The organism is Oceanospirillum multiglobuliferum (assembly GCF_900167095.1).
In the GTDB taxonomy this organism is placed as follows: Bacteria; Pseudomonadota; Gammaproteobacteria; order Pseudomonadales; family Halomonadaceae; genus Oceanospirillum; species Oceanospirillum multiglobuliferum.
This window is the reverse complement of record NZ_FUXG01000015.1, coordinates 83,952-96,668: the sequence shown is the minus strand read 5'-3', so window position 1 is coordinate 96,668 and position 12,717 is coordinate 83,952. Positions and strand designations below refer to the sequence as shown.

At 46.5% G+C, this 12,717-nt stretch carries 12 protein-coding genes; 8 read left to right on the top strand and 4 right to left on the bottom strand.

Annotated elements, in window-relative coordinates:
• Nucleotides 1-233, top strand: a 233-nt coding sequence (gene tnpA / locus B5D26_RS11450) for an IS200/IS605 family transposase (protein WP_143833115.1), incomplete at its 5' end; no start/stop codon positions are given.
• 150 nt (nt 234-383) lie between these two features.
• On the opposite strand, the gene B5D26_RS11445 is transcribed toward tnpA, so the two are convergent.
• The gene (locus B5D26_RS11445) at nt 384-1,124 is read right to left on the bottom strand and encodes a glutathione peroxidase (protein ID WP_200810667.1); all 741 of its coding nucleotides are present in this window, start codon (nt 1,122-1,124) and stop codon (nt 384-386) included.
• A gap of 324 nt (nt 1,125-1,448) precedes the next feature.
• On the opposite strand from B5D26_RS11445, the gene B5D26_RS11440 reads away from it, so the two are divergent.
• The 4 genes from B5D26_RS11440 to trxC all read left to right on the top strand — a co-directional run bounded on the left by B5D26_RS11440 (nt 1,449) and on the right by trxC (nt 5,369).
• Complete coding sequence (locus tag B5D26_RS11440; RefSeq protein WP_078745866.1) at nt 1,449-4,175, top strand: cation-transporting P-type ATPase; 2,727 nt, start codon at nt 1,449-1,451, stop codon at nt 4,173-4,175.
• Nucleotides 4,176-4,290: 115 nt separating this feature from the next.
• Complete coding sequence (locus B5D26_RS16190; protein ID WP_159445653.1) at nt 4,291-4,431, top strand: hypothetical protein; 141 nt, start codon at nt 4,291-4,293, stop codon at nt 4,429-4,431.
• Nucleotides 4,403-4,909 (top strand): hypothetical protein, encoded by a 507-nt coding sequence (locus tag B5D26_RS11435; RefSeq protein ID WP_139776653.1) that lies wholly within the window; start codon nt 4,403-4,405, stop codon nt 4,907-4,909. Before B5D26_RS16190 ends, B5D26_RS11435 begins: the two co-directional genes overlap by 29 nt.
• Nucleotides 4,910-4,934: 25 nt before the next feature.
• Nucleotides 4,935-5,369, top strand: a complete 435-nt coding sequence (gene trxC, locus B5D26_RS11430; RefSeq protein ID WP_078745864.1) for a thioredoxin TrxC — start codon at nt 4,935-4,937, stop codon at nt 5,367-5,369.
• Nucleotides 5,370-5,427: 58 nt separating this feature from the next.
• Here trxC and B5D26_RS11425 read toward each other — a convergent pair whose 3' ends face one another.
• From B5D26_RS11425 to lptF, 3 genes are read right to left on the bottom strand one after another with little or no spacing between them, the layout of a single operon-like run.
• Nucleotides 5,428-5,988 carry an RDD family protein gene (locus B5D26_RS11425; RefSeq protein ID WP_078745863.1) on the bottom strand — a complete coding sequence of 187 codons (561 nt, stop codon included), beginning with the start codon at nt 5,986-5,988 and terminating at the stop codon, nt 5,428-5,430.
• Nucleotides 5,989-6,048: 60 nt separating this feature from the next.
• A complete protein-coding gene (gene lptG / locus B5D26_RS11420) occupies nt 6,049-7,110 on the bottom strand; it encodes an LPS export ABC transporter permease LptG (protein ID WP_078745862.1) in 1,062 nt (353 codons plus the stop codon).
• On the bottom strand, nt 7,107-8,225 hold the full coding sequence (lptF, locus tag B5D26_RS11415) for an LPS export ABC transporter permease LptF (RefSeq protein WP_078745861.1): 1,119 nt from the start codon (nt 8,223-8,225) through the stop codon (nt 7,107-7,109). The genes lptG and lptF overlap by 4 nt, the downstream gene beginning before the upstream one ends.
• A gap of 228 nt (nt 8,226-8,453) precedes the next feature.
• Between lptF and B5D26_RS11410 the strand changes: the two genes are divergently transcribed.
• From B5D26_RS11410 to B5D26_RS11400, 3 genes are all read left to right on the top strand, one after another.
• The gene (locus tag B5D26_RS11410; RefSeq protein ID WP_078745860.1) at nt 8,454-9,962 is read left to right on the top strand and encodes a leucyl aminopeptidase; all 1,509 of its coding nucleotides are present in this window, start codon (nt 8,454-8,456) and stop codon (nt 9,960-9,962) included.
• 62 nt (nt 9,963-10,024) lie between these two features.
• On the top strand, nt 10,025-10,459 hold the full coding sequence (locus B5D26_RS11405) for a DNA polymerase III subunit chi (protein WP_078745859.1): 435 nt from the start codon (nt 10,025-10,027) through the stop codon (nt 10,457-10,459).
• 54 nt (nt 10,460-10,513) lie between these two features.
• A complete protein-coding gene (locus B5D26_RS11400) occupies nt 10,514-12,592 on the top strand; it encodes an LTA synthase family protein (RefSeq protein WP_078745858.1) in 2,079 nt (692 codons plus the stop codon).
• The last annotated feature ends 125 nt before the right edge of the window (nt 12,593-12,717 follow it).

Genomic DNA, 12,717 nt, shown 5'->3' with positions numbered 1-12,717 from the left:
AATCAGATCATGTTCACCTGCTGATAGCTTATCCGCCGAAGCTGGCGATCAGCGTCATGGTGAACAACCTGAAATCGGTTTCATCACGCCGGATACGCATACTCAATACCCATATCCCCCGGCAAAGCAAAAGTGCAGCGCTCTGGTCACGTTCTTACTTTGCCTGCAGTGCAGGCGGGGCAACGATCAAAACACTGAAAGAGTATGTGCAAAGTCAGGCGACACCTGATTAGAACCGCTGCGCGGTTCCCGCTTGTATCCCCGCCCGATTGGGCGAGGGTTTACGCGGAGTTTTGCTAAAAATAAAGGCCGCAACCAAGTGGTTGCAGCCTCTAGCAGTTAGCCCTAGTACAGCATCAGACTTAATGCACAAGCTTGATGTGTTAACCCCGTGCTTTTAACCAAGCCTCTAGTTCATCAGCACCGCCGATATGTTCACCTTCAATAAAGATTTGTGGTGTTGTAGTGCGACCTGATACAGCGCTTAATGTTGCCAAGCTAACACCATGACTACCGATGCTAATCTCTTCAAAACGGATGCCATTCGCATTTAATGCCGCTTTAGCACGAGTACAGTGGCTACAACCCGGCTTACCAATTAAAGTCACACGCTTTGGTTTTTCTGCTTGAGGGTTAATATAATCGAGCATAGTGTCAGCATCTGACACTTCGAATGGATCACCCTCAACCTCAGGCTCGATGAACATTTTCTCAATCACACCATCACGTACCAGCATAGAGTAGCGCCAGCTACGCTCACCAAAACCCAATTGGCTTTTATCCACTAACAAGCCCATGCCACGACTGAAATCACCATTACCATCTGGCAACATCATGATGTTTTCTGCTTTTTGGTCTGCGGCCCAAGCCTCCATCACAAAAGGATCATTCACAGACAAACAGATGATTTGGTCGATACCATTGGCCTTAAATGCAGGAGCCAGTTCGTTATAACGTGGTAAATGTGTACTTGAGCAGGTTGGAGTAAATGCACCGGGCAACGCAAAAACTACAACATTTTTGCCCTTAAATAGTTCATCAGAAGTTAACTTGACCCACTGGCCGTTGGCACGAGTAGGTAGCACAACTTGTGGCACAGCTTGACCTTCACGATTGGCTAACATTATGGCGACTCCATCAATTTAAAAAAATAGACACGCACTTAAACGTGTTTTGTAAACATCTAGCTCCACTATAGGCAATTTAGGCACAACTGATAAATCTATTTTTCCAATCTATGTCATAGGTGTTATCAATGGCTACAAATTGTCTCTAAAGAGCAATATCGTTACTGCAACGCAACATTTATACTCTAATCTTGTCTTATCAAGCTGTTACTGTTGCAGCAATGGCTGTGATGGTGCAATGAGCCGTTGGTATAGCTCCGGTAGCGCATACTGACACCGAATGCTTCGCCTTATCTTTGCCTCGGAGAGGTTGGAACTACTATGTCTGCAAGGGAAAATATAGTTGTGAACAATGTCGATCAACCCGTCACAACAGACTGGCACGCCTTAGACAATGAGGCAGTGCTTACACAACTTAATAGCTCAGAAAAAAAAGGTCTCAGCCAAAGTGAAGTGCTGACACGCCAACAAAACTACGGTTTAAACCGCTTACCCGCGCCACCTAAGAAAAGCTTGTTACAACGCTTTCTTCTACAATTCCACAACATTTTGATTTACGTCTTAATGGCTGCAGGTGTTACCACTGCAATCTTAAACCACTGGATTGATACTGCGGTAATCGCGGCTGTTGTGATAGTAAACGCCATTATCGGCGTTGTGCAGGAAGGCAAAGCCGAGAAAGCCTTAGATGCTATTCGTAACATGCTCTCTCACCAAGCGATGGTGAAGCGTGATGGTGCATTTGTGACCACTCCAGCAGAGCAACTGGTGCCTGGTGATATTGTTACCTTGCAGTCTGGCGACAAGATTCCAGCCGATATTCGCTTAGTGAATGTACACGATCTGCGAGTTGATGAAGCCATTTTAACGGGCGAGTCGCTACCTAACGAAAAACACGATCAAGCGATGAGCAGCAGCACCGTTGTCGCTGACCGTGCCAATATGGCGTACTCCGGCACATTAGTCACTTACGGTCATGCGGTGGGTGTCGTAGTGGCAACAGGCGAACACACTGAGATTGGCCGTATCAATAAGATGCTCAGTGATGTTGAAACACTAGAAACACCTTTGATCCGAGAAGTGGATCAACTGGCCAAATGGCTGACCTTTGCCGTGATCATCCTTGCCAGCTTCACCTTTATGTTTGGTGTTTGGGTGCATGATTACAGCCCTGCGGAGATGTTCCTTGCAGCGGTGGGTCTTGCTGTAGCGGCTATTCCAGAAGGCTTACCAGCGATCATGACCATCACGCTGGCCATTGGTGTGCAACAAATGGCCAAAAGAAGTGCGGTGATTCGTCGCTTACCTGCGGTTGAAACCCTTGGTTCGGTCAGCATTATCTGCTCGGATAAGACTGGCACCCTCACCCGTAATGAGATGACGGTTCGTAATATTCAGCTACCGCAGCAAGCGTTTGAGGTCACAGGCTCTGGTTATGATCCTCATGGCAGTTTTCAGAATGAGGGGCAAGAGGTCGATTGTGATCAAACGCCAGCGCTACAAGAGTTGGTGCGTGCAGTGCTGCTCTGTAATGACGCAACACTGATACAAAAAGAGGGCGCATGGCAGCTTGCAGGTGACCCAACCGAGGGGGCTCTGATCACGCTAGCGATGAAAGCAGGTTTAGACCCTAACTTTGAAAAAGAGGAATATCCACGTACCGATATTATCCCCTTTGAGTCAGAACACCGCTTTATGGCAACCCTGCACCATGACCACAAAGGTCACGCGGTGGTTTATTTAAAAGGCGCACCAGAACGTGTACTGGAGATGTGCCAGTGGCAGCGTCATGAAGGCTGTGCTCAAGCCATTGATCAGCAATATTGGCTCAACAAAATGCAAGAGATGGCAGCACAAGGTCAACGTGTATTAGCGATCGCCTCTAAAGCAGTGCCTGTTGAGCATATTGAGCTGAACTTTGACGACGTCGGTAATGATCTTTGCCTGCTAGGCTTGGTGGCAATGATTGACCCGCCACGCGAAGAGGCCACCGCTGCGGTGAAGCTCTGCCATACCGCAGGCATCCGTGTGAAAATGATCACGGGCGACCACGTGGAAACGGCCAAGTCAATTGGTGCGCAGATGGGGATTGGGGATGGCACCAAAGCGTTAACAGGGGTTGAGATTGAGCGCCTGTCAGATGAGCAACTGCAAAAAGTTGTGCTTGAAACCGACGTATTTGCCCGTACCAGCCCAGAGCATAAGCTACGTTTAGTGACCGCGTTACAGGCCACTGGCCGAGTGGTCGCCATGACCGGTGATGGTGTAAACGATGCGCCAGCATTGCGCCGTGCCGATGTGGGTATTGCCATGGGCATCAACGGCACAGAGGTTTCAAAAGAGGCCGCTGAGATGGTGTTGGCAGATGATAACTTCGCTACCATCGCGCGTGCAGTAGAAGAGGGTCGCACCGTTTACGATAACCTGAAAAAAGCGATTCTGTTTATTCTGCCCACTAACGCTGGTGAGGCGCTCAGTATTTTGGCTGCTATTTTGTTAGGTAAAATGCTACCCATTACCCCAGTACAAATCCTATGGGTTAACATGATTACCGCAGTTACGCTGGCATTAGCTCTGGCGTTTGAGCCTGCAGAAAAAAATGTGATGAGCAGACCGCCACGAGATCCAAAAGCACCGCTTTTATCTGGCTTTTTGGTGTGGCGTAGCTTGTTTGTCGGTTTAATCTTGGTGACAGGTACTTTTGGTTTGTTCCTGTGGTATCGAGAGGCTGGCGCGTCACTAGAATATGCCCGTACGATTGCGGTCAATACGCTGGTAATGTTTGAGATTTTCTACCTATTCAGTACCCGCTACTTCTTAGACTCGGTGGTTAACAAAGCGGGTATTTTTGGCAACCGTATCGCGCTCTATGCCATTGGCGTGCTGTTGGTCTTTCAAATGCTATTTACCTACACTGCACCAATGCAAAGCTTGTTCTCTACCACTGCGATTAGCCTGAGTGACTGGGCGCTAATCCTCTTGGTCAGCTCAAGCGTATTTGTGATTGTAGAGTTAGAAAAACTGTTTTTACGCTCAAGACAGAAGTAATTCACTAGTCTAAATCCCGCTGTGCAGTTTGTGGCTTGCCAGCGGGAAGCTCTGCATGTTATCAATAACACCCTAAATTTTTCGTATTCAAGCTCAAACTCAAAAGGTGAACTCCATGAAAACCATGACCATTAAGATGATGTCGATTATGACCAAACCAATGATGATTAAACCAATTCAATCTGGCTTTGCACGCTTTTCACCTTTATCTTTTGCTCAGGACTATCATGATGTTTGCTCAGAACTCTCACGCTAAAAACACTCCCGTATTTCCGTCTCTGTCTGACCTGCAACAACAGTTTGTATCAGACTCATCTTTAGGCCATCTGTACCAATTCCCACAAGATAAAATCCGCGCTGCACTTTCTGCCAGTCAACTACAACAGCTGCGTATTAACCATTTATACCAATGGCTTTTAGCACAACTACAGTCTAGCCATAACGACTATCTGCAACTCTCTGCAACAGACCTGCCGCTTACCTTCAATCGTTACTCTAAACTGGCTGACCAATTACGCTCACTCAGCCGGATCAATTTGCCGAATCGCGAACGGTTACCACAACTGCACTATGCCCTATTTGAACAAGGCCGACTGATTGAAGGCTTTGGTTTGCGCCCCGATCAAGTGCAACCACTTCGAACTCAACTTGATATTAATGCAAAAGTCCTCATATTAAGTCGACAGCAGTGTACGCAATTGGCACAGCAGCTTGCTGCATTTGCCATCCGCTAATCTTTGACTATTAAGAGACTTAAACATGAGCGAATCGAGTCATATCGTTTGCCCAAATTGTAAGGCGGTCAATCGTATTCCGTCGGCACGTTTGGTCGATAATCCTAAATGTGGCAAATGCAAAACGGCCCTGTTTTCAGGCCAACCACAGGTGCTGACACAGCAGAATTTTCAAACGGTGATCAGCCGTTCTGATATTCCTGTGGTGGTGGACTTTTGGGCACCTTGGTGCGGCCCTTGTAAAATGATGGGGCCGATTTTTGCCCAAGTGACGGCACAGATTGAACCGAAAGTGAGAATGGCAAAACTGGATACTGAGCAAGCGCAACAGATTGCAGCACAGTACGGTATACGTAGCATTCCAACCTTGGCAATCTTCAAACAAGGCAAAGAAGTGGCTAGGCAAGCCGGTGTCATACAAGCGCCGCAACTACAGGCTTGGATTCAGCAGCATCTATAAACAGCACTGATGGAAGACCATAAAAAAGCGAGCCTAAGTGCTCGCTTTTGAGAGGTGTTCAGTGTGTACGTCGCTGTTTCTTCTTAGCTTTTGGAGCAGTTTGCGCGGTGTTGGCATGTGCGGCGGAGGCCGTTAAGCCCTCCGCTTCCATTTGTGCGATCTGTTTATCAGAGGGCACAAAGACTACAACTGAGTCGGAGAATTGATCTGGCCAAGTGGTTTTCTGTTTAGAGAACAGCATCCAAAGATGACCTAAACCGCCACAGAGTATTGATGCGCCTCCTGCAAGAAAGCGCATCAAGGCTTGCATTGGGCCAATAGAACGACCATCTACATTTTGAATACGAATACGCCACGCCTGCATACCTAAAGTTTGCCCTGTGCGCAGCCAGAAGAAAGTGAAAAAAGAGAAGGTCAGCAGAAACAAGACCGACTGAAAGCCTGGACCTGCTCGGTCTGTCATCGCATCGGCATCCACAAACGGCAAGCGCATCAAACCGACAACAATCCACATCGCTACAATCAGCAGAAAGTCATATAAGATCGCCCCAAATCGGCGCATAAACCCTGCGGGCTGTGTCCATTGTTGATGAGGCAGTTGTCGACCTGATTTAAACATCGGTTATAACCTTTTAATAACAGAGCACTGATAGACCAACGAGTGGTCAAAAAATTCGATTTAGCCTGCTCGTCGGATCAGTATCGCACCATAAGCAATACAGCCAAAAGCAGGAATTAAGATCGCCATAATGGGTTCAAAACCATACACCACACTGGCAGGGCCTAAAATATCTTGTAGATACTTCACCAATAAACCCACGACTACACCACTGAACACCCTTGTACCAGCGGGTACTGTTCTTAACGGGCCAAAAACAAAAGAGGCAGCAACCAAAACCAGTGCAGCTAAGGTTAACGGCATTAAAGTCTTACGCCAGAAAATCATTAAATAGTTATTGGCGCTAAGCCCTCGCTCCTCTAAGTACTGAGAGTACTGCCAAAGCTCACTGGGTGACTGGTTCTCCTCACCAATAATAATCATTTTGAGCAATTCTGGAGTTAGATTGGTTTCCCAGTAGTAGTTTTGTTCTGTTTTAACCTCAACCTGACGCTCACCAATATAGGTAAACTGCGCCTGATCAAAACGCCAACGACCCGAATCATAAGTGCCTTGAGGAGAGTACATCGAAAAGGTTTGGTGCCCTTGGTCGTCAAAAACGTAACGGCTCACCCCTAAGAGACGACCATCTGATAAAATTGTTGAGAAGTAAAAAAACTCATTCTTCTCTTTATGCCAAACCCCATTTTCATAGTTAACACGGGTATTGCCGCTTTGGGTAACAATGCGATAGTTAATGGCGGATTGTTCAGCTTGTGGCGCCACATACTCACCTAGAGCAAGAGAGACAAGCATAATCAAAAGCATTGGCTTCATCACCGAGCCAATAATACGCAGAATAGAGACACCCGCAGCTCGAATCACTGCCAGCTCATTACTGGCGGCCAAAGCGCCCAACCCCATCAAAGAGCCGACCATTACCGCCACAGGCAATAAGTCATACAGTCGACGAGGTGCAGTCAGCATAATGTAATAAAGCACATGCGTAATCTGATAGTGCTGGTTCATATCACCCAATTCACCGACCAAAGCCAGCATAAGATCAAGACCAAGCAACAAGGTTTGTACCACTAAAATCGCACCCAGTACGTTTTTGGCAATATAACGGTCTAAAATTCTCATGCAGCATTCACCTGCTGTTTAACTCGACGTTTAGCAAATAACCGAGACAGCATGCCCTCTTTAAATAACAGGGCTAGGCCAAGTGTGATAAATATCCCATGTATCAGCCACATGCCAAGAGCTGGACTGATCTGCTGTTTTTCCAGCATACCCTGCATTGAGATCAGCGCACTTAAGTAAAAAATGTGAATAAAAATAGCGGGGAAAAGCTTGGCAAAACGCCCCTGTCGAGGACGAATATAGCTTAAGGGCACGGCAATTAAGGTGACTACGATAATCATCAGAGGCATTGAAAAACGCCACTGTAGTGCGGCAGTCTGTTCTGGGGTTTTGGCCTCAAACAGTTCACTAGTTGACTGCTGACGAACCTTCACGGAGGCACTGGTCGTTTTATTTTCAGCCAAACGTACTGCGTAACGATCAAAGCTCAGTTGAGAAACATCTTTATAGCCGGGGTTGCCTTCTGTACGCACCCCTTTTTCTAATACCAGATAGCGACTACCCGTCTTTTCATCCAAGTACTGATAACCTGTTTCAGCTTTAAAAACTGCTGTACGGTTTTCTCCCTTACTATTGGTAAACTGCCGTGACAGAAATACCCCTTTCATCTGTGTATTTTGGTTTTCTAAAGCCTCAGTGTAGACCACCTGTCCACCAGAGAAACTTTGAAAGCGCCCAGGCTTAATCGTAGAAAAGTCCACTCGACGTTTTTGTTCTTCCAAGATTGATGCCGCTTTAGCCTCACTCATTGGCGTAATCCATAGACTAAGGCTACTGACCAGTACCGCCACAAAGACAGCAGAAACTAAGGTGTAAGACAGAATTTTATTAGGGGAAATACCACAGGCGAGCAAAATACCCATCTCGCTTTCTTGATAGAGCCGACCATAGGCCAACATCACGGCAATAAAAAAACCTAGCGGTAAAATCAGCTCTAAAATATACGGCAGCTGTAATAGCAGTAAAGTCCAGAGCAATTCTAAAGCCAAACTACCTTCAGCCACATCTTGAAACAGCCGAATAAAGCGACTACCCAAAATAATCAGCAACAGTACAGAAGACACTGCGGCCATTGTGACCAGCACTTCTCTTGTTAAATAACGAAATATAATCAAGGAATTCCTGCCTTTGGGCTCAAGTATTGATGCGACCATTACAAGCATGAACAACGCAGCATCACTTGCAAGATATTCGGCAACTTTAACCTGCCATTCTTTCAGTTCTGTGGGGCATTGCGTAAACTGAGAGCAATACGCCTTTGAGTCGGCGGCAAATTATCCAACAACCCCGCTCTTTTGTCTTGTATCTATTAGCCTTTCTAAATTGTTTCTAGTGGAGTTTATATGCAATTTATCGCAACCGTTAACGCCTTAACCGAAGTTTCAGCCGATTGCCTAGTGGTTAGTGTTGCCGCTGAGGGTGAGCTGAGCCTACAAGCACAACAGGTTGATCAAGCAACTGGTGGCTTAATCAACCAAATCATCAGTCAAGGTGATTTCAGTGGCAAATTTGGCCAAAGTTTATTACTACCAGTAGTACCAAGCTTACAGGCTCCTCGCCTCTTGCTATTGGGTACAGGTAAAGCAGCAGAACTTACTGAAGGTAAGTTTCGTACACTAGTAAAAGGACTAATCAACGAAGTTAAAAAGACCAAAGTTGAGTCGCTGGCATTAAGCCTAGATGACATCCCTGTTGGTAAACGTGGAGCAGCATGGAAAGCACGCCTACTGGCAGAGAACACTGAAACCGCCAGTTATGTGTTTGACCAAATGAAAAGCAAAGCCGCTGAGGCAACCAGCCTGACAAAAATCAGCGTTGTGTGCACCAATGATCAGGCTCAAAGCGAAGCTACTCAAGCCCTTCTAGTTGGCCAAGCCACAGGCCAAGGGGCCAACTTTGCGCGTACATTGGGTAACTTACCACCCAATATCTGCACACCAATTTATTTGGCAGAACAAGCCGAAGCATTGGTAACAGACTGTGCCGAGATGAGTTTAACGGTGTTAGATGAAACCGAAATGGCGGCATTGGGCATGAACTCTCTACTGGCCGTTGCAAAAGGCAGCGTACAAGCCCCTCGCCTGATTGCCATACAATACCAAGGTGCAGAAGCCGATGCACAGCCTCATGTATTAGTCGGCAAAGGCGTCACCTTTGACTCAGGCGGCATCAGCCTTAAGCCGGGTGAAGGCATGGACGAAATGAAGTTCGATATGTGTGGGGCTGCCAGCGTCATGGGCACTATGCAGATGTTGAAAGCCTTAAAACCGAAAATCAACGTCGTGGGTGTTGTGGCCGCGGTGGAAAATATGCCTGCGGGTAATGCGACTAAGCCGGGTGATATTGTCACCACAATGTCGGGCAAAACTGTTGAGATCTTAAACACGGATGCCGAAGGCCGTTTGGTTCTTTGTGATGCGCTTACCTATATTGGCCGCTACAATCCTGCATCAGTGGTGGATATCGCAACACTGACTGGCGCTTGTATTATCGCCCTTGGTCATCATACCAATGCGCTATTAGCCAATAATGACGAATTGGCGCAAGAACTACTGGCCGCAGGTCTATACGCAGATGATCGTGCATGGCAGATGCCTTTATGGCAAGAGTACCAGCAACAGTTGGATTCTAATTTTGCCGATATGGGCAATATTGGTGGTCGCCCTGCAGGCACCATTACTGCGGCATGTTTCCTGTCTCGCTTTACTGAAGATTACCGCTGGGCACACCTTGATATTGCGGGTACTGCATGGCATAGCGGCAAAGAAAAAGGCGCAACAGGCCGTCCTGTTCCATTGTTAACACAATATTTGTTAGCCAAAGCAGGACAAGACACCTCGTTTCAGTTGTAAAATACCGACCCGAGACGGCGCAAGCCGTCTCAACCTGTTAAAGCTAACTTGCCGGAACCCAGATGACTCAAGTTGATTTTTATATCCTGCCCAGCACCGAAACCACAGAGCAGCTTTTGTTTGCATGCCGTTTGACTGAAAAAGCATGGAAAAGGGGTCATCAGGTGTTTATTCAAGCGCAAGATCAAGCTCAGGCTGAGCATATTGATCAGCTGCTTTGGCAGTTTCGCCCAGATAGTTTTATTCCTCACCTTTTGATTACTGATGAAAATGTAGCTTCTGTGCCAGTGGCCATAGGTTTTGATGAAAACTGCGGCCAACATCACGATGTCATGATTAATCTATGCCCTCATATACCTGATCATTTTAGCCGTTTTGAGCGTGTGGCAGAGATTGTTTATCAGCAACAAACACTGTTGGCAGCCAAGCGCGATGGTTGGCGTTTTTATCAACAACGGGGTTATTTGCTCAATCGCCATGATATGCGCAATCGTTAAGCTAAACTATTTTCAACTGCCCTTAATTCACTCTTATCTCCTGAGCTGTTCTGTATGTGGAAACTAAAGCGCTTTAATCATTACCACCAAATCATTGTCAAACAGTGGTTAACTGCCGCTATTTTTCTGCTATTCGCTGCTATTTTTCGTGTAGTGATGTTATGGCAATATGGCTCTAGTGAATTAATAGTGAGTCACAGCGATGATTTACTAAATGCTTTTTGGATGGGGATGCGCTTTGATTTAAAAACAGCCGCTATCTTTTTGGCTCTGTTTCAATTGGTAGCTTTTTTCACTTTGCTAGTACCGTTTCTGAATATCAATGCCTTGTTAAATAGGCTGTTTACCCCCTTTGCTACACTGTTTTTTCTCTTTTTAACGGCTTTATCAATAGGTAATCATTTCTACTTTGGGTTTTACCAAAGCCCAATCAATGCCCTTGTTTTTGGTTTAGTTGAAGATGACACCCGCTCAGTTTTAAAAACCATTTGGTCAGATTACCCTGTCGTTTGGGGGCTGGGCTGCTTACTGATTTTAACCGCTCTTCAGGTCTATTTTTTGAAAGGGCTAACCAATAGCCTAAAACGGTTCAATCAATGGCATCCTAGCTTTCCGGTCATGTTGATTTACATCCCGTTGAGTTTGTTTTTAACCGCTTTGGCAGGCCGTGGCACAGTGGGCACCTTCCCTCTGCGAGATTTAGACATGGCGGTCTCTACTAACACCTTTATCAATCAACTCATTCCTAATGGGGCACAGTCTTTATTTTTGGCTTGGACTGAGCGTGAAATGAATCAGATTAGCAACGATGTCAACGTGGGCTTAACCAGCCGAGGTTTTGACTCTGCTTTAGCAGCAGGTCAGGTGCTGGGCATCAAGGCTAATTCTGAAGGTGAGCTTTATCAGTCACTTTATCAACGCACGCCTATACAGCCTGCAATTGAGAAGAACCCGCCACATGTGGTTTTTGCATTGATGGAAAGTATGGGGCGCCATCTATTGCACTATCATGGCGAGGGTAATGATTTGATGGGACGTTTGGCACCCCATGCCCAGTCAGATTTGCTGTTGATGAATTTCACTTCAAGTCAGCACGGTACTCACCCCAGCTTAGAGGCATTATTACTGAATAGTCCTGTGACGCCACTGACCCAAAGCCGCTATGGCTATCAATCTTATCGCTCCGCAGCAGCAAAACCTTACAAAGATGCAGGCTATAAAACCGTATTTCTAACTGCTGGCCCTGCCACTTGGCGCAGTTTAGATACGGCGCTACCAAGACAATACTTTGATCGAGTATTAAGCAAAACCGATATCCTGCGCCGTTTTCCAGAGGCAGGCACTAGCACTTGGGGGGTAGATGATGACTATATGTTCCGTTATGCCTCAGAGTTATTAGCCGAGGCCGAAGCAAAAGGTGAAAAACTGTTTTTATTTATGCTCAGTATTACCAATCACCCGCCTTATCAGGTGGGGTCTGGTTATCAACCTAAACCTATTAATTTATTGAAATTTGGGGCAAGGGTAATTGACGACCGCATAATGGCGGAGAATATTCTAAAAACCTATCAATATGCCAACGACAGCTTGGGAGGCTTTATTGACCGGGTAAAAGCCAACCCCGCATTGGCTCAGAAAACCCTGATTGCCGCCAGCGGTGATCATAATACGCGTACTTTCTTTAACTATGAGGGCGACAACGAGCTGCATCTTAAATATGGCGTGCCATTTTATTTCTACTTGCCTAAAGCTTATCAAGGTAATGCGATATTAGACGCGAATCGTTTTGGCAGCCACTGGGATATATTTCCAACGTTGTATCAACACTCTTTATCTAGTGCGGAATATTTAGCGCTGGGTCAAGATCTAATCACACCACCTAAGAATGGCCTGCAAGCCAGCTCGATAGCCAATATCAGCTATGTCTTAACTGCGGCAGGCGCAGCCACTAATAGCCCACAGCCTCAGTACTACCATTGGGATCGCCAAGCGGAACATTTAAGCGCTAGCCCTGTGCCTCCCGCTGAAGAGTCTACCGATTTGGTACAGGCCGTAAATCAAGCTCGCGCACGTATGGCACTCTTTGATTGGCAAATTCGAGTGCAAGCACTTAAGCATCCAGCCGCTCAGTAATCAACCTCTATAGGCCTCTACCCAAAAGAAGGTTAGAAGCCTTCATCACATCGCGGGTTGTGGTTATCACAACCCGTTCTGCCATGTATAATCGACCGATTATCAGAAAATATTCTGCCTGTTCT

Coding starts and splice junctions, on each gene's coding strand:
- B5D26_RS11445 (WP_200810667.1), bottom strand. CDS start 1,124: ATGTTAGCCAATCGTGAAGGTCAAGCTGTGCCACAAGTTGTGCTACCT.
- B5D26_RS11440 (WP_078745866.1), top strand. CDS start 1,449: ATGTCTGCAAGGGAAAATATAGTTGTGAACAATGTCGATCAACCCGTC.
- B5D26_RS16190 (WP_159445653.1), top strand. CDS start 4,291: ATGAAAACCATGACCATTAAGATGATGTCGATTATGACCAAACCAATG.
- B5D26_RS11435 (WP_139776653.1), top strand. CDS start 4,403: ATGATGTTTGCTCAGAACTCTCACGCTAAAAACACTCCCGTATTTCCG.
- trxC (WP_078745864.1), top strand. CDS start 4,935: ATGAGCGAATCGAGTCATATCGTTTGCCCAAATTGTAAGGCGGTCAAT.
- B5D26_RS11425 (WP_078745863.1), bottom strand. CDS start 5,988: ATGTTTAAATCAGGTCGACAACTGCCTCATCAACAATGGACACAGCCC.
- lptG (WP_078745862.1), bottom strand. CDS start 7,110: ATGAGAATTTTAGACCGTTATATTGCCAAAAACGTACTGGGTGCGATT.
- B5D26_RS11410 (WP_078745860.1), top strand. CDS start 8,454: ATGCAATTTATCGCAACCGTTAACGCCTTAACCGAAGTTTCAGCCGAT.
- B5D26_RS11405 (WP_078745859.1), top strand. CDS start 10,025: ATGACTCAAGTTGATTTTTATATCCTGCCCAGCACCGAAACCACAGAG.
- B5D26_RS11400 (WP_078745858.1), top strand. CDS start 10,514: ATGTGGAAACTAAAGCGCTTTAATCATTACCACCAAATCATTGTCAAA.